This window comes from Streptomyces sp. LMG1-1-1.1 (assembly GCF_040815545.1).
In the GTDB taxonomy this organism is placed as follows: domain Bacteria; phylum Actinomycetota; class Actinomycetes; order Streptomycetales; family Streptomycetaceae; genus Streptomyces.
The window spans coordinates 99249-119931 of the sequence record NZ_JBFPNH010000014.1 but is presented as its reverse complement, the minus strand read 5'-3'; the positions used below and the strand labels follow the sequence as shown (position 1 = coordinate 119931).

General features: G+C 72.8%; 19 protein-coding genes and 1 pseudogene. 11 read left to right on the top strand and 9 right to left on the bottom strand.

Annotated features, from left to right (window positions below):
- Window positions 1-16: 16 nt before the first annotated feature.
- From MRBLMG1_RS06205 to hutH, 5 genes are all read left to right on the top strand, one after another.
- The gene (locus MRBLMG1_RS06205; RefSeq protein WP_367821521.1) at window positions 17-868 is read left to right on the top strand and encodes a biotin--[acetyl-CoA-carboxylase] ligase; all 852 of its coding nucleotides are present in this window, start codon (window positions 17-19) and stop codon (window positions 866-868) included.
- A gap of 220 nt (window positions 869-1088) precedes the next feature.
- Window positions 1089-2228, top strand: a complete 1140-nt coding sequence (locus MRBLMG1_RS06200) for an adenylate/guanylate cyclase domain-containing protein (protein ID WP_367821519.1) — start codon at window positions 1089-1091, stop codon at window positions 2226-2228.
- A 66-nt stretch (window positions 2229-2294) separates the two neighbouring features.
- Entirely contained in the window at window positions 2295-3089 is a 795-nt protein-coding gene (locus MRBLMG1_RS06195) for an enoyl-CoA hydratase/isomerase family protein (protein ID WP_367821517.1), read from the top strand.
- A gap of 90 nt (window positions 3090-3179) precedes the next feature.
- The gene (locus MRBLMG1_RS06190; RefSeq protein WP_367821515.1) at window positions 3180-4340 is read left to right on the top strand and encodes a GGDEF domain-containing protein; all 1161 of its coding nucleotides are present in this window, start codon (window positions 3180-3182) and stop codon (window positions 4338-4340) included.
- An 87-nt stretch (window positions 4341-4427) separates the two neighbouring features.
- On the top strand, window positions 4428-5969 hold the full coding sequence (hutH, locus tag MRBLMG1_RS06185; RefSeq protein ID WP_367821626.1) for a histidine ammonia-lyase: 1542 nt from the start codon (window positions 4428-4430) through the stop codon (window positions 5967-5969).
- An 88-nt stretch (window positions 5970-6057) separates the two neighbouring features.
- Here hutH and MRBLMG1_RS06180 read toward each other — a convergent pair whose 3' ends face one another.
- Complete coding sequence (locus MRBLMG1_RS06180) at window positions 6058-6324, bottom strand: hypothetical protein (protein WP_367821513.1); 267 nt, start codon at window positions 6322-6324, stop codon at window positions 6058-6060.
- 110 nt (window positions 6325-6434) lie between these two features.
- Here MRBLMG1_RS06180 and MRBLMG1_RS06175 point away from each other — a divergent pair, with 110 nt between their 5' ends.
- The 4 genes and pseudogenes from MRBLMG1_RS06175 (at window position 6435) to MRBLMG1_RS06160 (ending at window position 8986) form a co-directional block, all read left to right on the top strand.
- Window positions 6435-6776 carry a hypothetical protein gene (locus MRBLMG1_RS06175; protein ID WP_367821512.1) on the top strand — a complete coding sequence of 114 codons (342 nt, stop codon included), beginning with the start codon at window positions 6435-6437 and terminating at the stop codon, window positions 6774-6776.
- A gap of 236 nt (window positions 6777-7012) precedes the next feature.
- Complete coding sequence (locus tag MRBLMG1_RS06170) at window positions 7013-8278, top strand: L,D-transpeptidase (RefSeq protein ID WP_367821510.1); 1266 nt, start codon at window positions 7013-7015, stop codon at window positions 8276-8278.
- 66 nt (window positions 8279-8344) lie between these two features.
- Window positions 8345-8551 (top strand): annotated as a pseudogene (locus MRBLMG1_RS06165) (zinc-binding dehydrogenase); the annotation flags it as partial.
- Between the two features lie 81 nt (window positions 8552-8632).
- Window positions 8633-8986: a DUF1330 domain-containing protein gene (locus tag MRBLMG1_RS06160; RefSeq protein WP_367821508.1), complete on the top strand. Its 354-nt coding sequence runs from the start codon at window positions 8633-8635 to the stop codon at window positions 8984-8986.
- A 35-nt stretch (window positions 8987-9021) separates the two neighbouring features.
- Here MRBLMG1_RS06160 and MRBLMG1_RS06155 read toward each other — a convergent pair whose 3' ends face one another.
- From MRBLMG1_RS06155 to MRBLMG1_RS06135, 5 genes are all read right to left on the bottom strand, one after another.
- Window positions 9022-11256, bottom strand: a complete 2235-nt coding sequence (locus MRBLMG1_RS06155; protein ID WP_367821506.1) for a protein kinase domain-containing protein — start codon at window positions 11254-11256, stop codon at window positions 9022-9024.
- Between the two features lie 177 nt (window positions 11257-11433).
- Window positions 11434-12099, bottom strand: a complete 666-nt coding sequence (gene msrA, locus MRBLMG1_RS06150; RefSeq protein WP_367821504.1) for a peptide-methionine (S)-S-oxide reductase MsrA — start codon at window positions 12097-12099, stop codon at window positions 11434-11436.
- Between the two features lie 85 nt (window positions 12100-12184).
- The gene (locus tag MRBLMG1_RS06145) at window positions 12185-13288 is read right to left on the bottom strand and encodes a hypothetical protein (RefSeq protein ID WP_367821502.1); all 1104 of its coding nucleotides are present in this window, start codon (window positions 13286-13288) and stop codon (window positions 12185-12187) included.
- Between the two features lie 149 nt (window positions 13289-13437).
- Window positions 13438-15108, bottom strand: a complete 1671-nt coding sequence (locus MRBLMG1_RS06140; protein ID WP_367821500.1) for a M48 family metallopeptidase — start codon at window positions 15106-15108, stop codon at window positions 13438-13440.
- A gap of 181 nt (window positions 15109-15289) precedes the next feature.
- Window positions 15290-16399, bottom strand: a complete 1110-nt coding sequence (locus MRBLMG1_RS06135) for a hypothetical protein (RefSeq protein ID WP_367821499.1) — start codon at window positions 16397-16399, stop codon at window positions 15290-15292.
- Window positions 16400-16471: 72 nt separating this feature from the next.
- On the opposite strand from MRBLMG1_RS06135, the gene MRBLMG1_RS06130 reads away from it, so the two are divergent.
- Entirely contained in the window at window positions 16472-17626 is a 1155-nt protein-coding gene (locus MRBLMG1_RS06130; protein ID WP_367821498.1) for a cystathionine gamma-synthase, read from the top strand.
- Window positions 17627-17815: 189 nt separating this feature from the next.
- On the opposite strand, the gene MRBLMG1_RS06125 is transcribed toward MRBLMG1_RS06130, so the two are convergent.
- The 3 genes from MRBLMG1_RS06125 to MRBLMG1_RS06115 form a co-directional block, all read right to left on the bottom strand.
- Window positions 17816-18067 carry a hypothetical protein gene (locus tag MRBLMG1_RS06125; protein WP_367821496.1) on the bottom strand — a complete coding sequence of 84 codons (252 nt, stop codon included), beginning with the start codon at window positions 18065-18067 and terminating at the stop codon, window positions 17816-17818.
- Entirely contained in the window at window positions 18064-18570 is a 507-nt protein-coding gene (locus MRBLMG1_RS06120; RefSeq protein WP_367821495.1) for a sigma factor-like helix-turn-helix DNA-binding protein, read from the bottom strand. The genes MRBLMG1_RS06125 and MRBLMG1_RS06120 overlap by 4 nt, the downstream gene beginning before the upstream one ends.
- A 136-nt stretch (window positions 18571-18706) precedes the next feature.
- Entirely contained in the window at window positions 18707-19279 is a 573-nt protein-coding gene (locus MRBLMG1_RS06115) for a MarR family winged helix-turn-helix transcriptional regulator (protein ID WP_367821493.1), read from the bottom strand.
- Between the two features lie 149 nt (window positions 19280-19428).
- Between MRBLMG1_RS06115 and ilvA the strand changes: the two genes are divergently transcribed.
- Entirely contained in the window at window positions 19429-20658 is a 1230-nt protein-coding gene (gene ilvA, locus MRBLMG1_RS06110; protein WP_367821491.1) for a threonine ammonia-lyase, read from the top strand.
- Window positions 20659-20683 lie beyond the last annotated feature (25 nt).

Here is a 20683-nt window from a genome sequence, read left to right as displayed (position 1 = left end):
ACCTACTCTGGCTTGCATGACGTCCTCCCAAGGCTCCGGCGGACCCTGGTCCGACCTCGACCGGCCCCCGCTGAACGCCCCCGCACTGCGCCGAGCGCTCGTGACGCCCGACGGCCCGTGGACCTCGCTCGACGTGGTCACCACCACCGGCTCCACCAACAGCGACCTCGCCGCACGCGCCGACGAGCTGCCCGAAGGCGCCGTCCTCGTCGCCGAGGAGCAGACCTCGGGCCGCGGCCGCCTCGACCGCAGCTGGACGGCACCCGCCCGCTCCGGGCTCTTCCTCTCCGTCCTCCTCAAGCCCGAGGTGCCGGTCCACCGCTGGGGCTGGCTCCCGCTGCTCACCGGCGTGGCCGCCGCGACCGGCCTCGCGAAGGCCGCCGGCGTCGACATGTCCCTCAAGTGGCCCAACGACCTGCTGGTTTCCGTCGCGGGCGAGGAACGCAAGACCGGCGGCATCCTCGCCGAGCGGGCCGGCGAGGACGGCATCGTCGTCGGCCTCGGCATCAACGTCACCCTCCGCGCGGACGAACTCCCCGTCCCCACCGCCGGCTCCCTCCTCCTCGCCGAGGCCGTCTCCACGGACCGCGACACCCTCCTGAGGGCCGTCCTGCGCTCCCTCGCCCAGTGGTACGGCGACTGGGTGCGGGCCGACGGCGACCCCGCCGCGTCCGGCCTCCAGGACGCCTACACCGCAGGCTGCGCCACTCTCGGCCGCCGCGTCCGCGCCGACCTGCCCGGCGAGCGCATGCTGGAAGGCGAGGCCGTCGCGCTGGACGGCGACGGGCGCCTCGTCGTCGCCACCGAGGGCGGCGGCACCGAAGCGGTGGGCGCCGGCGACATCGTCCACCTCCGCACGCCGGCCTGACCTGCACGCCCCTCGCGGGGGCCCGCCGGGCCGAGTCCGGGGGAGGGCGGGCCCGGCCCCGTACGCGCGCCGCGCCCTCCGGGCCGTGGACCCGGAGGGCCGCCCGCGCCGACGGGTGGGCGTTCCGGCGTGAGCCAGCGCACACCTGTCGTATCGTGGACCGCGATCCAGGCGACAGATCGGCAGGGCAAGTGGGCAGGGAACGGGCAGGAGGCGGCCGGTGACCGTCGACGACGAGAACGAGGGCCGCGCGCCCGAGCCTCCCGCGTACCCCACGCCTCACCACGAGGTCGACCACACGGCCGAGCCGAGTGACGACCCCCTCGCGATCCGCCTGGAACAGCTCATCCTCGGCGCCGACCGCCGCTACACGCCGTTCCAGGCCGCCCGCACCGCCGGCGTCTCCATGGAGCTGGCCTCCCGCTTCTGGCGCGCCATGGGCTTCGCCGACATCGGCCAGGCCAAGGCGCTTACCGAGGCCGACGTGCTGGCCCTGCGCCGGCTCGCCGGCCTCGTCGAGGCGGGACTGCTCAGCGAGCCCATGGCCGTGCAGGTCGCCCGCTCCACGGGCCAGACGACCGCCCGGCTGGCCGAATGGCAGATCGACTCCTTCCTGGAGGGCCTCACCGAGCCGCCCGAGCCCGGCATGACCCGCACGGAGGTCACGTACCCGCTGGTCGAGCTGCTCCTGCCCGAACTGGAGGAGTTCCTGATCTACGTGTGGCGCAGGCAGCTCGCCGCCGCCACCGGCCGGGTCGTGCAGGCCGCCGACGACGAGGAGATGGTCGACCGGCGGCTCGCGGTCGGCTTCGCGGACCTCGTCGGCTTCACCCGGCTGACCCGCCGCCTCGAGGAGGAGGAGCTCGGCGAGCTCGTCGAGGCCTTCGAGACGACCTGCGCCGACCTCGTCGCCGCGCACGGCGGCCGACTCATCAAGACCCTCGGCGACGAGGTGCTGTACGCCGCCGACGACGCCGGCACGGCCGCCGAGATCGCGCTGCGCCTCATCGAGACCCTCAGCCACGACGAGACGATGCCCGCCCTCCGGGTCGGCATCGCCTTCGGCACCGTCACGACCCGGATGGGCGACGTCTTCGGCACCACGGTGAACCTCGCCAGCCGCCTCACCTCGATAGCGCCGAAGGACGCCGTCCTCGTCGACGGAGCGTTCGCCAAGGAGCTCTCCAGGACCCGCGAGGCCCCCGTCTCCGAGACGGAGGCCGCCGAGGAGGCGATCCGCGCCGAGAAGGAGGGCCGCGAGGCCGCGCGCTACCGCTTCGCCCTCCAGCCGATGTGGCAGCGCCCCGTCCGAGGCCTCGGCGTCATCGAACCCTGGCTCCTGACCCGTCGGCCGACTTAGGATCTCCCGGTGAACGCCGGTTAACACCCGTTAACGGGCGGGTCTTGGTCGGGAGGGTGTGCGGTCATGTCCGAGCAGCGTTTTGGTGAGTTCGTGGTGGTCCGGAAGGACGGGAGCGGGCACGTCGCCGAGCTCGTCCTCGACCGGCCCAAGGCGATGAACGCCGTCTCGTCCGAGATGGCCCGCTCCCTCGGCGCCGCCTGCGAGGCGCTCGCCGCCGACCCGTCGGTCCGCGTCACCGTGCTGACCTCGTCGAACGACCGGGCGTTCTGCGTCGGCGCCGACCTCAAGGAGCGCAACTCCTTCACGGACGCCGAGCTGGTCCGCCAGCGGCCGACCGCCCGCGCCGCCTACACCGGCGTCCTGGAGCTGCCGATGCCGACCGTCGCGGCCGTACACGGCTTCGCCCTCGGCGGCGGGTTCGAGCTGGCGCTCGCCTGCGACGTCATCGTGGCCGACGCGACCGCCGTGGTCGGCCTCCCCGAGGTCTCCGTGGGCGTCATCCCGGGCGGCGGCGGTACGCAGCTGCTGCCGCGCCGGGTGGGCGCGGCGCGCGCCGCCGAGCTGGTCTTCACGGCCCGCCGGGTGGAGGCGGCGGAGGCCCGTGAGCTGGGCCTCGTGGACGTCCTGGAGGAGGACGCGCGGACGGCGGCCCTGGAGCTGGCCGGCCGGATCGCGGCCAACTCGCCGGTCGGGCTGCGCGCCGCGAAGAAGGCGATGCGGCTCGGTCAGGGCCTGGACCTGCGCGCGGGCCTCGAGGTCGAGGACGCGGCGTGGCGGTCGGTGGCCTTCTCGGGTGACCGGGCGGAGGGCGTGGCGGCCTTCAACGAGAAGCGCAAGCCGAACTGGCCGGGCGAGTAGGCCGTTCGCGTCCTTCCGAATTTTCCTCGAATGTCACGTACGGTGACGTCTCGAAGGTGAAAACGGGTCAAACCTCCCTAAGCTGGAGGAATGGGAGAGGACGTACGGCTGCGGGCCGTAGTGGCGCTGGCGCAGGGGATGGCGGCGGCGCACACTCCGCGAGAGTTCTGGCGGGCGGCGGCGCTCGGGGCCTGCGAAGGGCTCGACGGCACGTTCGCGGCCCTGTCCGTCTGGCAGCGGGACCACGGCCGGCTGAAGGTCCTCGTGAACGCGGGGGCGCGGGCCGTGGGCGAGGAGGAGTTCCCGGACTCGGAGACGTATCCGGTGCACCAGTTCCCCGAGATCACCGAGTTCCTGCACGATCAGTGGGCGGGCGGCGGCGAGCCGGACTCCTGGGTGGAGACCGCCGCCGACCGGGTCCCCACCGGCCGCGTCCTCGGCCTCCGCAGGCGGGGGAGGGGCTGCTGCGTGGTGGCCCCGATCGTGCTGCACGGGCGGGCCTGGGGCGAGCTGTACGTGGCACGCCCGCTGGAGGCGAAACCTTTCACCCGGGCTGACGCCGACTTCGCGACCGTCCTCGCCGCGGTCGTCGCGGCCGGCATCGCCCAGGCCGAGCGCCTGGAGGAGGTGCGCAAGCTGGCCTTCACCGACCCGCTCACCGGGCTCGCCAACCGGCGGGCCGTCGACACCCGCCTCGACGAGGCCATCGAGCGCTACCGGGTGGACGGCTCCGTGGTCAGCCTCGTGGTCTGCGACCTCAACGGCCTCAAGCGCGTCAACGACACCCACGGCCACGCCGTCGGCGACCGCCTCCTCGAACGCTTCGGCTCCGTCCTCTCCCGCTGCGGTGCCCGGCTCCCCGGCGCCCTCGCGGCCCGGCTGGGCGGCGACGAGTTCTGCCTCCTCACGGTCGGCCCCACGGCGGACGAGGTCGTCGCGGTCGCCGAGGAGCTCTGCGTGCGCGCGGCCGAACTGGAACTCGGCGAGGGCGTCGCCTGCGGCGTGGCCTCCACCGGCGACCCCATCGGCCCCCTCAAGTCCGCCCGCCGCCTCTTCCGCCTCGCCGACGCCGCCCAGTACCAGGCCAAGGCCGAACGCTCCGCCAAGCCCGTCGTCGCCGGCCGCGACGGCACCGTCATCCGTCTCGCCGACGCCCCGCCCGGCGCCCGTGACCGCCGCCGCTTCCGCGACGCGCCCGCGGTGGAGCCGCCGTCGGGGGCCCGGCCGGAGACCCCGCCGCGGGCCGACTGACCGGTAAGGGTCCGTAGCGTGTCGGGACAGTGACACATTCCCCTAGTGACATGTCGGTCTTCAATCCGTAGGGTGCTGAATATGGATATGCAGACAGTCGTCCTCGGCACGTCCGGCACGACCCCGCAGGACGTCATCGACGTCGCCCGCCACGGCGCCCGCGTCGAGCTGTCGACCGACGCGGTGGCCGCGCTCGCCGCCGCCCGGGAGATCGTGGACGCCCTCGCCGCCAAGCCCGAGCCCGTCTACGGGGTCTCGACCGGATTCGGCGCCCTCGCCACCCGGCACATCAGCCACGAGCTCCGTGCCCAGCTCCAGCGCAACATCGTCCGCTCGCACGCCGCCGGCATGGGCCCGCGCGTCGAGCGCGAGGTCGTCCGCGCGCTGATGTTCCTGCGCCTGAAGACCGTGGCCTCCGGCCACACCGGCGTCCGCCCCGAGGTCGCCCAGACCATGGCCGACGTCCTCAACGCCGGCATCACCCCGGTCGTGCACGAGTACGGCTCCCTCGGCTGCTCCGGCGACCTCGCCCCGCTCTCCCACTGCGCCCTGGCCCTGATGGGCGAAGGCGACGCCGAGGGCCCCGACGGCGTCGTCAAGCCCGCCGGCGAGCTGCTCGCCGCCGCCGGCATCGCGCCCGTCGAACTCAAGGAGAAGGAGGGCCTCGCCCTCCTCAACGGCACCGACGGCATGCTCGGCATGCTGGTCATGGCCCTCGCCGACCTCGACACCCTCTACAAGTCGGCCGACATCACCGCCGCGCTCTCCCTCGAAGCCCTCCTCGGCACCGAGAAGGTCCTCGAACCCGAGCTGCACGCGATCCGCCCGCACCCCGGCCAGGCCGCCTCCGCCGCCAACATGCTCGCCGTCCTCAAGGGCTCCGGCCTCACCGGCCACGCCCAGGCCGGCGAAGCGCCCCGCGTCCAGGACGCCTACTCCGTCCGCTGCGCCCCGCAGGTCGCCGGCGCCGGCCGCGACACCATGGCCCACGCCCTGCTCGTCGCCGAGCGCGAGCTCGCCGCCGCCGTCGACAACCCGGTGGTCCTGTCCGACGGCCAGGTCCGCTCCAACGGCAACTTCCACGGCGCCCCGGTCGCGTACGTCCTCGACTTCCTCGCCATCGCCGCCGCCGACCTCGGCTCCATCGCCGAGCGCCGCACCGACCGGCTCCTCGACAAGAACCGCTCGCACGGCCTGCCGCCGTTCCTCGCGGACGACGCCGGCGTCGACTCGGGCCTGATGATCGCCCAGTACACGCAGGCCGCCCTGGTCAGCGAGATGAAGCGGCTCGCCGTCCCGGCCTCCGCCGACTCCATCCCGTCCTCCGCCATGCAGGAGGACCACGTCTCCATGGGCTGGTCCGCCGCCCGCAAACTGCGCACCGCGATCGGCAACCTCAACCGGATCATCGCCGTCGAGATGTACGCCGCCACCCGCGGCATCGAGCTCCGCGCGGGCCTCACCCCGGCGCCCGCCTCCCAGGCCGCCATCGACGCGCTGCGCGCCGCCGGCGTCGAGGGCCCCGGCCCGGACCGCTTCCTCGCCCCCGACCTGGCCGCCGCCGACGCCTTCGTACGGGAGGGCAGGCTGGTCGCCGCCGTCGAGCCGGTCACCGGCCCGCTGGCGTAACGCTCAGCCGCGCGACGCCCGCCGTCACGCGTCGAGGGCCCGCCCCCGGGATTCCGGGAGCGGGCCCTCGCCCGTATCGGGAACGCGCTCAGGAGGCCCGGCCGCGCCGCCGCATCGCCAGCGCCACGAAGCCCGCGCCGACCCCCAGGAAGCCCGTACCGCCCAGGACGTACGGGGTGGTGTCCAGTCGGCCGGTATCCGCCAGGCGCCCGTCGACGACGGGGCCGTCCTGACTCACCCCGACCCGGACCCCGCCCTGCTCGTCGGTGGCGTTCGCGGACGGGACGAACCACAGGGCACAGAGCAGCGTGCCCGCGGCGGTGGCGGTCAGCAGTGGGCGTCGGGCGGCGGACACGGAAATTTCGATCCCCCTTGCGGAAACCGCGAATTGGTCGGTGCGCCGATGCTAATGAACGCAGCGGGTCGCGGGAAAGCCGAGACCCCCCGGGCCCTACGCTCCGACCCATGAGTACTTCTGACACAGCACGCTATGTACGCCTTCGCGTCGATGTGGTCCTGGAGATCGACGGACCGGCCGAACTGCTCGACGCCGCGAAGGCCCGGATCGACGGCGACGAGTTCATGCCCGAGGACGAGCGGGTCCAGGCCCGCACCGCCGCTGCCGAGGACAGCGCCGAGGCCCTCGCCCACCTCGTCGAGCCGTTCGACCTCATCCGCGACGTCCCCGGCATCGAGATGGTCCAGGCCTCCTGGAGCACCGAGGAGATCGAGTACGACCCCGATGCGCTGGAGTGGGACCTCGACGAGGAAGATGGGGGCGAGGAAGACGACGACGACCAGCCGTAGGGGTGGGCACCGGCCGCAGCGCCGCCGGTGGACACCCTGATCAAAGGCCCTGGGGCGGTGTCCCGGGGCCTTTCCCGTGCACGGTTCCGGACGGGTTCGGGGCAGCCGGGAACCGGACGCTCCGTACGTGCGTGTCGATCAGTGGTGTTCCCCACAAACCGCTCGGTCAAGGAACCGGACGGGGTGTCATGGGTATGCAAGTAGATGAAGCAAGATCCGGCAGGGAATCGGCGACGATGGAGAAGCGTGTGATGACGGACGGCAAGCGCCGCAAGAGCCTGGCCGCAGCGGCCGCCGTGCTCGGTGGCGTGCTGGTGCTCTCGGCGTGCAACGGCGACAAGGACGGCAGCGCCTCCGGATCCTCCACGCCACCGTCACAGGCCCAGGTCGACGAGGCGGCCGCGCAGAAGACCTCCAAGGCGCAGATCACCATCTCGCCGAAGAACGGCGCGCAGAACGCCTCCATCAACAACGACGCCAAGGTCACCGTCGCCGAGGGCAAGCTCACCGAGGTCACCATGACCTCCGCCGAGGGCACCGAGGTCAAGGGCGAGATAGCGGCCGACGGGCTCAGCTGGCAGCCCTCCGGCCCGCTCAAGCGCGCCACGGTCTACAAGATCGCCGCCACCGCCACCGACGCGGCCGGCCTGGAGGCCCACGAGAACGCCTCCTTCACCACGGTCTCGCAGGCCAACAGCTTCATCGGGAACTTCACCCCCGAGGACGGCTCGACCGTCGGCGTCGGCATGCCCGTCTCGATCAACTTCAACAAGGCGATCACCGACAAGAAGGCCGTCCAGGGCGGCATCGCCGTCTCCTCCAGCTCCGGCCAGGAGGTCGTCGGGCACTGGTTCAACTCGACGCGCCTCGACTTCCGCCCCGAGCAGTACTGGACCGAGGGCTCGACCGTCACGCTGAAGCTGGACCTCGACGGCGTCGAGGGCGCCGACGGCGTCTTCGGCGTCCAGCAGAAGACCGTCACCTTCACGATCGGCCGCAACCAGGTCTCGACCGTCGACGTCGCCACCAAGACCATGACGGTCACCCAGGACGGCAAGACGATCAAGACCATCCCGATCTCCGCCGGCTCCCCGGACAACACCACCTACAACGGTCAGATGGTGATCTCCGAGAAGTTCAAGGAGACCCGGATGAACGGCGCCACCGTCGGCTTCACCGACTCCGACGGCAAGGGTGAGTACGACATCAAGGACGTGCCGCACGCCATGCGCCTGTCCACCTCCGGCACCTTCATCCACGGCAACTACTGGGGCGCGCGGTCGATCTTCGGCTCCGTGAACACCAGCCACGGCTGCGTCGGCCTCGCCGACGTCAAGGGCGCCGGCGACCCCAACCAGATGGCCGCCTGGCTCTTCGACCACTCGATCGTCGGCGACGTCGTGATCGTCAAGAACTCCGACGACAAGACGATCAAGCCCGACAACGGCCTCAACGGCTGGAACATGAGCTGGGCGGAGTGGAAGGCCGGCTCGACGGCCTGACCGCCCCCGCACGCGGCGCAGCGGCCCTCTCCCGTCACCGGGAGGGGGCCGCTCCCGTTCCCCGGCGACCCGGCCACCTTCACCGAGCTCACCGGCACCTTCGACCTGATCGTCTCCACCGTCTCCGCCCCCCTCGACCTCGGCGCCTACCTCTCCCTCGTCAGGACCGACGGCGCCCTCGTCAACGTCGGCCTCCCCGAGGAGCCCGTCTCCCTCAACCTCTTCTCCCTGATCGGCGGCCGCAAGACCCTCACCGGCTCCATGATCGGCGGGGCGTGCCGTGCCGGGCACGGCGACCGGGGCATGACGTGCGGGGTAATCGACCCGTACGGCATGCCCCGGCAGTCTGGACCCATGACCGCATACGCCATCGGAAACCTGCACCCGAAGCCCGTCCTCGACGAGGAGGTCTTCCTCTACATGGAGCGCGTCCAGGCCACCCTCGACCCGTTCGGCGGCCACTTCCTCGTCCACGGCGCCCCCGCCCGCGAGGTCCGCGAGGGCACCTGGCCCGGCGCCGTCGTGATCATCGGCTTCCCGACCTACGACGACGCGCGAGCCTGGTACGACTCCGCCCCCTACCAGGCCCTGATACCGCTCCGCGCCCGCCACATGGACGGCGACGTCCTCCTCGTCGACGGCGTGCCGCAGGGGTACGAGACCGCGCGGACCGCGGCCCTGCTGCGCGGCACCCGAAGCGCCGGCTGACCCGGCCGGACGCGTTCGGGCCCGCGGCTCTCGGCCTACCAGCTCTCGATGCCGCTGACCGTCGTGTCGATGATGTCGCACACGCGCGTGACGCCGGTGACGTCGAACCTCACGTCGGCGATCGTCACGAACACCTGGTAGGCACCCTTGCTGCCGGGGTGGCGCTGGACCGTGTGCCCGTGCCGCTTGGTCAGCATCTTGTCGAGGCGGTTGTTTATCGACTCACGGGCGGACTTCCCGGACTTGAACGAACCCACCGGGATGTTCCCGTTCACCGAGCACTCGATCTCCACGACCGCCGCGTTGGGAGCGGTGTTCGACTTGAGCCGGGCGACGATCTCCACCTGGCCCGACTGGCTGGGCATCCGCACCTGCCCGTCGCCGGCCTCGTACCTGCCCATGCCGACGTAGAGCTGGCCGATGCGGCGGCAGAGGTCTTCCTCGGGCACGTCGTCGGAACCGCTGGCGACCTGGATGATGGCCTCCGCCGAGCGCAGCGGGGAGACGAAGTCGATCACGGTCTGGGGGCGGTCGGCCGGCACCTTCGCCGTGGCGCTCTTGTACAGCTCCAGGAGCTGCACGGACGCGCGGTCGTCGACCCAGTTCGACAGTTCGTGGGCGAGGGTCTCGTGGTTCTTCGCGAAGTTCTCCGGGTTGGGGTCCCGGCCCGTGACCAGGAAGAACATCAGCTGGCCGAGGCTGAAGACGTCCACGGTCTCGCTGCGGGCCGTTCTCGCGTTGGGTTCGTACAGCTGCTCGGGAGCGGCGTAGCTGAGCACTCCGCCGACGCCGAAGTTGGCCGTCATCGTCCGGTTCGTCTCGTGGTAGGCCAGGTCGAAGTCGGTGAGGTACGGCTCCAGGTGTCCGTCCGCGCCGTAGGAGACGATGATGTTCTCCGGCTTGATGTCCCGGTGGCGGACCTTCTGGGAGTGCGCGTGCTGGACCGTCTCGCAGACGTCGATCATGAGGCGCACGATGGCCTCGGCGTTGCCGTTCCGCTCGATGTAGAACTTGCGCATGTTGTCGCCCTGGATGGAGTCCATGCTGAATCCGTAGGGCGCGGCGGTGATCTTGTGCACGCGCACGATCCGCGGGTGGTGCAGATCGCGCATGTTGCGGTAGCCGTTGCCGAAGCGCTGCACCTTCACGGCGTCGTCGAGCTCGTTGCCGTGGAAGAGCTTCACGGCGAAGCGCTCGCCCTGCTCGTTCTCGGCCTCCCACACGTGCCCGTAGCCGCCGTGCCCGATGTGGCGGATGATCTTGCCGAACCGGGTCTCCTCGCCCACGCTGACCTCGGACAGGTGCTTGCGGAACTCCCTGAGCCGGCGGGTCAGGTCGTCCCAGTCCGGGTGGCGGCGCACGTCGGGCAGGTCGTGCTCGGTCTCCTCGAACCACTCCACCACCCGCTCGAGCTCGGTCGCGCACCTCTTGGCTCCCCCGGAGAGCCGCACGGTGCGCTCGGTGAGTTCCCCGAGCTGCAGGTAGTAGTACTGGTCGATCAGGGTCTGGGCCTTCGAGAGGACCAGGTTCAGCTCGCTCTTGTCGATCTGGCGGCCCTGGCGGGGCTCGAAACCCCGCCCGATCACGACCGTGCCCGCCACGTCTCCCTTGAAGACGGGAGTCTGGATCTCCTCGGGCATGGCGTTGGCGACGTACTCGTAGATGCTCATCAGGGTGACGTCGCCGTCCCAGTTCACGGCGGCGCCGAGGAGGGCGTCCGTCAGCATGTCGGTGAACATGCCCCGCCCGTCGAACTCCTTCGCCTCCTCCTCCGGCCGGCAGGCGGCGAGCACGCAACGGCTCTCGTTGACCGCCCGCACCTCGCGCTCCACGTCGGAGGGACTGAGCGGGCGACTGTTGGACCAGGTGAACGCGGAGCCGGAATGGCAGCAGTCCAGGATCGTCACCACGTGATCGAACTTGAGGCTGGCGGACTCCATGAGCTGGGCCAGGTGGGCCAGCGCGATCCCCGGGTCGAAGTTCTCCGCGTCATGTGTCACCAGGTGCCCCGCCTGGCCGAGTACCTGGCCGTGCCCCGCGAAGTAGAAGAGGAGGACGCTCCCCTTCCCGTGGTGTTCCTCGCTGTAGGCGATCTGGTTCAGTTCCCTGAGGATGTTCGCCCGCGTGGCACGGCCGTTCAGCAGGACCAGACTGTCGAAGTCGTACTGGCCTAACGAGAGGCACGAGGCGACGTCCTTGGCATCGTTGACGCACCCGAAGAGGGGTGCGTCGGCATACGTGTCGATGCCGACGATGACCGCTTTGTTCATGTGATTCCTGCCCACTGGATCGTCGTGGGGGGACGGCCTCCCTCCCACGGAGGACGACCTTATTGCGCGCGGGACAGCGTCACCATAGGCATGCGAGGCCATAGTCGGAGGTGTGCGACGGCCCCTCGGGACGCCCGTGTCCCGAGGGGCCGCACGACGCGATGGCGCCGCTTCCGGTCAGCCGTCGGCCTTCGCCACGCCGATCGGGCAGGAGACGCCGGTGCCGCCGATGCCGCAGTAGCCGGCGGGGTTCTTGTCGAGGTACTGCTGGTGGTAGGCCTCGGCGGGGTAGAACGGGCGGGTCCCGTCGGCGGGCAGGACGTGCGTGGTGATCTCGCCGTAGCCGGAGCCGGTGAGGACGCGCTGGTAGGAGTCGCGGGAGGCGGCGGCCTGCTCGGCCTGCGCGGGGGAGTGGGTGTAGATCGCGGAGCGGTACTGGGTGCCCACGTCGTTGCCCTGGCGGAAGCCCTGGGTGGGGTCGTGGGACTCCCAGAAGAGCTTGAGGAGGGACTCGTACGAGACCTTCGAGGGGTCGAAGACGACGCGGACGACCTCGGTGTGGCCGGTGAGTCCGGAGCAGACCTCCTCGTACACCGGGTTCGGCGTGTGACCGCCCTGGTAGCCGACGAGGGTCGTCCAGACGCCCTCGGTCTGCCAGAACTTGCGCTCGGCGCCCCAGAAGCAGCCCAGGGCGAAGTCGGCGACCTCCAGGCCCTCCGGGTAGGGACCGAGAAGCGCGTTGCCGAGGACGGTGTGGCGCTCCGGGACGGAGAACTCCGGCTCGGAACGGCCGCGCAGGGCCTGCTCGGGGGTGGGGAGGACGGGGGTGCGGGACAGGAACATGCTGCATCTCTCCTCGACGGTCGGCAGTGGACACAACGCCGAAGGCCGCCAAGGGATTCCCCCGGCCCGACCGGGTCGACCGGCCCTAGCCGGCCTCCGCGTACCGCGCGGACTCGTCGCGCATCCGGCAGAACTCCGCCGCGGGGTCGCCCTTGTACCGCCAGGGCAGCGCGCCCACGTACCCGTCGACGAGCCGGAACTGGGTGAGCGCCTCGTCCCAGCGGTCCTGGAGGTACAGGTAGTAGGCGAGGAGGTGCCGTACCTCGGGCAGGCGGGGGTGGGCGGGGTCGGCGGCGGACACGTCGGCGAGGGCGGCGTCCACGGCGGCGAACATCTCCGGGGTGCGGTCGACGTCGGTCGAGTCCGACTCGTCGTGCTCGAAGTGGGCGATCAGCGGGAAGGCCGTCATCAGGGTCCCGGGCGGTGCCCCGGCCGCCGCCCGTACGGCGAAGGCCCGCGCCGCCTCGGCGGAGCCGCACCACTTGCCGCACCAGTACTGGAGCGCCGAGTACGTGGCCTCGTAGTGCCGCGGGGCCCGGTCGGTGATCTCCCGCCAGATCCGCCGCATCTCCTCGTGCGGCAGCCCGAGGCCGATCGCCGTCCAGATCTCGCCCACGTACGGGGAGGGGTCGTCGACCGGGGCCAGCGCCACGGCCCGCACGTGCTCCTCACGGGACCGGGCCAGTGTGCGGCGGAAGCCCTCGAACTGCTCCTGCGTGGTCTCCGCCGCCCGCCCCGCACCCCGCACCTTCCACGCCAGGAACACCGTCCCGCGCGCCCGCACCAGTGCCGCGCCGGGATCGCCCGGTCGAGCCTCCTCCCAGGCCCTCAGCCATCCGTCGTCCTCGGCAGCCAGGTCCGCGAGCTGCTCGCAGAGGAAGGTGCGGCTCTCCCAGTCGCGGGCCGCCACGGCCGCGTCGAGCAGCTCGGCGGCCGGCTCCCACGCGCCGGCCGGTGCGGCCGCGACCGCCACGGCGACGGCCGGCGGCAGCGGGGCGGCCAGCTCGGTGTGCTGCCGTTCGGCGCCGAGGAGGCCGAGCGCTGCGGCACGGGCCGCCGTCCCGGCGGCGCCGGGGTCGGCGCGCGCGCCCTTGGCGAAGCCCCGTACGACGGCCGTGAGGAAGAGGAGGCCGAGGGCGAGCAGGCCGAGGGCGAGGGGGGTCAGGACGACCCAGAGCAGGATGATCACGGTGTCTCGTTCGGGGAGGGAGGGAGTCGGAGGGAGGGGAGCCGGAGGGAGGGGGAGGGGGAGGGGGAGCCGGAGGGGATTGGGAGGCGGGGGCCGTGCGGAAGCGGGGCGGGCCGAGGCCGGGCCGGGTGTGGCGCCCGGGTGTCAGGTCAGCCCTTCAGCAGCGTGCGCAGGGGTGCGGTGTCCGGGTGGTCCGTGATCGCCGCGTCCAGGGCAGCGGGGAGGGCGTCGGCGTAGCCGTCGGGGATGTGGAGGGAGGCGGGTTCCGACCAGGAGAGCTGCCAGCGGGCCCGGCCGTCCTTGGCGAGGACGGCGGTCGTGAGGCGGGCGAGTTCGCGCCGGAGCGAGGTGCGGGCGAACTCGCGGGCCGCACGGCCGGTCGCGGCGGCGGCCTCCTCGGACATCGGCAGCCGGCCGACGACGTCCCAGGCCGTGCCCGCGTCGACGGCGTCGAGGAAGTCGCCGAGGAGGGCGGCGGGTTCACCTTCCGGTCCCGGGCCAGGTCCAGGTCCCTGTCCCGGTGCCGGATTCGGTCCCGGTGCCGACGTCGCTCCGTCCTCCGTGCCGGTCGGCCGCAGTGCGGCGCGTACCGGCTCCGTGTCCTGGAGGTACAGCGCGGTCATGGACTCGTGCACCAGGTCGGGCCAGTCGAGGCGGCGCATCAGCAGGGCCTCCGGGGCCAGGGTGGCCTCCTCGACGTCGACGAGTACCGCCTCGGGGGAGGTGAAGAGGGCGAACGCGGGGTGGGTCTCCTCGGCGCCGCGCCCGTCGTCGGGCAGGGCTTCGAGGAGGGCGACGCGTTCGGCGGCGGGCGGGTGGGAGTCGTACGGGGAGGCGGGTTCGGTGGGCAGGGCGGCCCGCATCCCGGCGAGTTCGTCGGCGCGGGCGTCGAGGAGGCGCCGCACCCCGCCGAAGACCTCCCCGCGCGGCGGGAGCATCCCGAACTCGACGCCGAGCGTGGCGTAGGCGCTGAGGTAGAACTCGTGCGCGGAGTCGAGGGCCGGGAGCGCGCGCAGCGCGGAGGCGGTGGCGTCGCGGCCGGCGATGCGGGCGGCGGCGAGGTCGGCGGCGAGTTCCTGGCGGCGGGAGCCGCTCTGGGTGGCGCGCATGCAGAAGCGGCCGTAGGCGGTGTAGAGCCGGGCCATCGCGCGGTAGGTGAAGCCGACGCCGGTCGTGTCGACCTCGCGGGCGGACCTGCCCTTGGCGACCCGCCTCGCGGACTGCCTCTCCTGCCGGGCGCGCTCCTTGGCGACGGTGGCGCCGGACTTCTCCTCGAAGCGGTCGACGGTACGGGCGACATGGACGCGGCAGCGTTCGGTGATGCCGGAGAGCCGGGTGTCGGAGTTCCCGTAGTGCCCGAGTTCGTGGGCGAGTACGGCACGCAGCTGGGCCTCGGTGAGGCCGGCGACGAGGGGGAGGCCGAGGTAGAGGCGGCGGGTGCCGCCGAGGAGTCCGAGGAGGCGGGCCTCCTCGGTGACGGCCGCGTTCATGTCGGCGGTGAGCCGGATCTCGTCGGGCGCGCGGGTGCCGACCCGCGCGGCGAGTTCCCGTACGGCCGCCCAGAGCCGGGGCTCGTCGGCGTCGGTGACGGGAACCCCGGCGACCCCTTCGTCGCGGGGCGTCCGCAGCACGAGCATGCCCCGGACGACGGGCACCGCGAGCAGGACGCTGACGACGTAGAACTTGAGCGCCCAGCCGGCCGGCGCCCACCGGTAGGCCGCCCAGTCCACGGCGGCGAGCGCGGCCAGCAGGGCGAGGCCGAGCAGATGGAAGCCGGCGATCAGGACGAGGGCGCGCAGCGCGCGCGGAGTTGCGCCCATCGGGCAGATTCCCCCCACGGGAACAGCGTGATGATCATAGGAACGGTGGGGGCGGAGTATGGCCTACCGCGCCGACCACCGTCCACACCACGGCCGACGCCACGGTCCGCGCCGCGGCCACCCCCCGCAGCCCCCCGCGCCGCAGCCCTCCGCGCTACCGCCGGCGCCGGCCCTCCCGCGTCTACCGCGACAGCGTCGCCGGGCTCCCGCCGTTCGCCTCGTAACCCGCGACCGCCAGGTTCCGGAAGAGCGTGTACGTCTCCGCCGGGTCCCCGCTCAGCGTCCACGGCACGGCGCCGACGTGACCGTCGACCCGGACCAGCTGGTGCATGGCCTCGGCCCAGCGCTCGGCCCGCACCAGGAACCAGATGAGCAGGTGGCGGACGTGCGCGAGCATCGGGTCGTCGTGGCGGGCCGAGTGGACCGCGTACAGCGCGCCGTCGAGCGCCTTGGACACGACCGCCGTACGGAAGAAGTCCTGGACGAGGACGACGTCGGGCACGTGCTCGTGCACGGCGAAGAGCGGCAGCGCGGCGAGCAGCGAGCCGCGCGGGGCACGGGCGGCGGCCGTCGTCGCGAAGTGGTCGGCCTCCTCGCGGGAGCCGTGCCACTTCTCGCACCAGTAGTGCAGCGCCGCCAGATGGGCGCCCATGTGCTCCGGCGCCCGGTCGATGACCTTCGCCCACACCTGGTCGAACTGCTCGTGGCTGTAACCGAGTCCGCGGGCCACGGCCAGCTCCACGATGTACGGCACGGGGTCGCCGGGCGCGAGCAGCGCGGCCTCGCCGCAGACCTTCCGCGCCTCTTCGAGGATGATCCGGAAGTCGTCGGTCCCGGCCGACGAGGAGCGCCAGGCCTGCTGCACCAGGAACTCGGCGTGCACGGCCGCGCCGCCCGGGTCCTTCGGGGCGTCGGCCCGCCAGGCCCGCAGCCACGCGCCGCCGACGCCCGGCCTCTCCTGCAGTTCCAGGGAGGCGGCGCCCGCGAAGGCCTGGACGCGCTGCCAGCGCACCTCGCCCGCCTTGTCGGTGCCGGCGAGCAGCTGCGCCGCCGCCCGCCAGTCCTGGGTGGCCTGGACGACGTCGAGCACGTCGAGCAGGTCGTCGTCCGCGCCGGGCAGCCGTACGTCCTGGTCCTCCTGCCGCAGGAACCCGTACGCCGCCGGGTCCGCCGCGTCCGGCGCGCCCGGCGCGACCACCTTGATCCCGCCGCCGCCGCGGCGGCGGAGCACGTAGGGGCCGAGGACGCCGAACAGCAGCCCGAGCGCGATCAGGAACCAGAGAATCTCCATGTGTCCATTGTCCAGGACACCCGATGAGACGATCGCGGCGCAGGGGTGCGCGCAGGACTACGCTCCTGACTCATGAGCGACCAGCACACCCATCAGAGCTTCGAGACCCGCGCTATCCATGCGGGCAACACCGCCGACCCGCTGACCGGCGCGGTCGTCCCGCCCATCTACCAGGTGTCCACCTACAAGCAGGACGGCGTGGGCGGGCTGCGCGGCGGATACGAGTACAGCCGCAGCGCCAACCCGACGCGCACGGCGCTGGAGGAGAACCTGGCGGCCCTGGAGGGCGGCCGGCGCGGTCTCGCCTTCGCCTCGGGCCTGGCCGCCGAGGACTGCCTGCTGCGCACGCTCCTCGCGCCCGGCGACCACGTCGTCATCCCGAACGACGCCTACGGCGGCACCTTCCGGCTCTTCGCCAAGGTCGTGCAGCGCTGGGGCGTCGACTTCTCGGTGGCGGACACCTCCGACATCGAGTCGGTGCGGGACGCCGTCAACGACCGTACGAAGCTGATCTGGGTCGAGACCCCGTCGAACCCGCTCCTCGGCATCACCGACATCGAGGCCGTCGCGGGCGTCGCCCGCCAGGCCGGCGTGAAGCTCGTCGTCGACAACACCTTCGCCTCGCCGTACCTCCAGCAGCCGCTGGCGCTCGGCGCGGACGTCGTCGTGCACTCGCTCACCAAGTACATGGGCGGACACTCCGACGTCGTCGGCGGCGCCCTGGTGACGGCCGACGAGGCGCTCGGCGAGGAGCTCGCGTACCACCAGAACGCGATGGGCGCGGTCGCCGGACCGTTCGACTCGTGGATCGTGCTCCGCGGCATCAAGACCCTCGCCGTGCGCATGGACCGCCACAGCGAGAACGCGGCGAAGATCGTCGAGATGCTGACCCAGCACCCGAAGGTCACCCAGGTCCTCTACCCGGGCCTCCCGGAGCACCCGGGCCACGAGGTCGCGGCCAAGCAGATGCGCTCCTTCGGCGGCATGATCTCCTTCCGCGTGGAGGGCGGCGAGGAGGCGGCGGTCGAGGTCTGCAACCGCGCCCAGCTCTTCACCCTGGGCGAGTCGCTCGGCGGCGTCGAGTCGCTCATCGAGCACCCGGGCCGCATGACCCACGCGAGCGTCGCCGGCTCCGCCCTCGAGGTCCCGGCCGACCTCGTCCGCCTGTCCGTCGGCATCGAGAACGTCGACGACCTCCTCGCGGACCTGCGCCAGGCGCTGGGCTAGTCGTCCCCCGGAGGGCCCGGACACCCGCGAGGGCGGTCCGGGCCCTCCGTCGTCGGCGCGGCCGTGCTCGCGGTGTCGGTACGGCGTCGGTGCGGCATCCGTCGGCCTCCGTGCGGCGTCGGTACGGCGTCCGTCCGCCTTCGTGCGGCGTTCGTACGGCGTCCTCACGGGCACCCGGGCCCGCCACCGTCACCAGCCTTCGAGCGGTGGCGTCGTCTCCGCCGGCGGGGCCTCCCAGGGCCGGGTCAGCGACGCCCACACCAGGAACGCCAGCGCGGCGACCGCGCACGCCGCCCACAGCGCCCGGCGCACGCCGAGGGCGCGGCGGCGGAGCCGGGCCCCGCGCGCGGCGGCCCGCAGTGACAGGTCTCCGGGTACCGGTGGATGCGGGGTGTCGAGCAGCCGCCGGACCGCCGCCTCCCTGTCCTCGTGCCGGCTCACGCGGCGGCTCCCGTGGTCCCGGTGTCGGGCGGCCCGGCCGGCCCCGTCGGGGGCCGCCGCGCGGCGGCCCTGAGCGCGGTGACGGAGCGGGCGCAGACGGCCCGGACGCGGGACTCGGAGAGGCCGAGCAGGGCCGCGACCTGCTCCTCGGCCACGCCCTCGTACAGCCGGAGGACGACGACGAGCCGTTCCTGCGGGGTGAGGGCGGAGAGCACCCCGCCGTGCCCGCCGTGGTGACGCCAGGCGGGGCGCGCGAAGCGGGCGGCGAGATCGCGGCGGGTCAGATCGTACGGGTCCTCGTCGCGCAGCCGTCCCCAGACCGCGTACGTGTGCGCGAGCGCGGCGGTCAGCAGCCCCTGGGCGTACGGGTTGCGGGCGCGGGTCTCGGCGGTGAGGAGGGTGGCGGTGTGCAGCAGTCGGCCCGCCGCCCCGGCCACGAACGCGTCGAATTCCCGGGTGCGGTAGGCGCGTTCGCGATCCCGCCCGCTCCGCTGCTGTCCCACGTCCTCATATGAGGACAGCGGGCGGACGGGGTCAAGGGGTCGGTACCCACTCGCTCCGGGCCCCGTTCCCGCCGGGCTCGCCGGGCCCGCCCGAGGCCCCGTTCCCGCCCGGCCCGACGAGACCCCGGAACGACGCCTACTCGGCCCCCGCCCCGCTCTCGTCCCCCGGTCCGGCCGCGGTCTCCGCCGCCGGACCGGCCGGACCCGCCTGCCCCGCGGAGCCGTGGACCGCGTGCCCCGACTGCCGTGCGGACAAAGCGGTGTTGAAGCGCGTGAGGAGCGTGCAGAAGGACTCCCGCTCGTCCGGCGTCCAGCCCTCGGTCACCTCGACCATCAGCTGGCGGCGCGAGGAGCGGACCTCCTCCAGGCGGGCGAGACCGCGCGGGGACAGCTGGAGCACGACCGCGCGCCCGTCCTCCGGGTGCGAGGTGCGCTTGACGAGGCCGGTGTCGACGAGCGGGGCGACCTGCCGGGTGACCGTGGAGGAGTCGATGCCCATCCCCGCCGCGAGCGCCTTGACGCCCATCGGGCCTTCCTGGTCAAGCCTGTTGAGCAGAAGGTAGGCGGCCCGGTCCATGGAGTTGCGGAGCTGTCCCGTACCGCCGAGGCGGGTCTGTTCGGCCCGGCGGGCGAAGACGGCCACCTGGTGCTGGAGGGCGTCGAGGAGACCGGGGTCGAACTCAGTCGTCATGTCCTGAGATGTGGGCATGGCTGTGGGTCTCTCTCGTGCGGGGGTGGTCGGTCGGTGGGGGACAGAGTACGCGGCCCCGCCGGGGTCCGTACCGGGGCTGCGCAAACCCGCTGACGCACCTGTCGCCCGGGCGGCCACCAGGGCCGTGAGCTGCGAGACTTGATGTCATGAGCTTCCGTACGCGACACCCCTTGCACCATCTGATGCTGGACGACGTGCGCGGTGCGCAGAAGATGCTGTCCGGGGTGTCCCGAGTGACCGCCATGGAGGGCAGCCGCCACCTGACGTCCCTGGTCGGGGCGCCGGTCCAGCTCAAATGCGAGAACCTCCAGCGGACGGGTTCCTTCAAGCTGCGCGGGGCGTACGTGCGGATCGCCGGCCTGCGCCCCGAGGAGCGGGCGGCCGGGGTCGTCGCCGCCTCGGCGGGCAACCACGCGCAGGGCGTCGCGCTCGCGTCGAAGCTGCTCGGGGTGCACGCGACGGTGTTCATGCCGGTCGGCGCCCCGCTGCCGAAGGTCGCGGCGACCCGGGAGTACGGCGCCGACGTCCGGATGCACGGCCACGTCGTCGACGAGACGCTCGCGGCGGCGGAGGAGTACGCCAGGGAGACCGGCGCGGTCTTCATCCACCCCTTCGACCACCCCGACGTCATCGCGGGCCAGGGAACCGTCGGGCTGGAGATCCTGGAGCAGTGCCCCGAGGTCAGGACGATCCTGGTGGGCATCGGCGGCGGCGGTCTCGCGGCCGGCATCGGGCTCGCCGTGAAGTCGCTGCGCCCGGACGTGAAGGTGATCGGCGTCCAGGCGGAGGGCGCGGCCGCCTACCCGCCCTCACTGGCCGCCGGGCATCCGGTGGCGATCGAGTCACCGGTGACGATGGCGGACGGGATCAAGGTGGGACGGCCGGGCGACGTGCCGTTCGCGCTGGTCCAGGAGTACGTGGACGAGGTCCGCACGGTCTCCGAGGACGCCCTCTCCTCGGCCCTCCTGCTCTGCCTGGAGCGGGCGAAGCTGGTCGTCGAGCCGGCCGGCGCCAGCCCGGTGGCGGCCCTGCTCGCCGACCCGAAGGCCTTCCAGGGGCCGGTGGTCGCGGTCCTGTCCGGCGGCAACGTCGACCCGCTGCTCCTCCAGCGCATCCTGCGGCACGGCATGGCCGCCGGCGGCCGCTACCTCAGCCTGCGGCTGCGCGTGACCGACCGGCCGGGCGCGCTCGCGACCCTGCTCGCGGTCCTGACCGTGGTCGACGCGAACGTCCTTGACGTCAGCCACGTACGCACCGATCCGCGCCTCGGACTGACCGAGGCGGAGGTCGAGCTGCACCTGGAGACCAAGGGCCCGGAGCACTGCCGGGAGGTCGAGGAGGCGCTCAGGGACGCCGGGTACACGGTCCTCGGCTGACCCTTACCCCTCCGCGCTCCGCCCG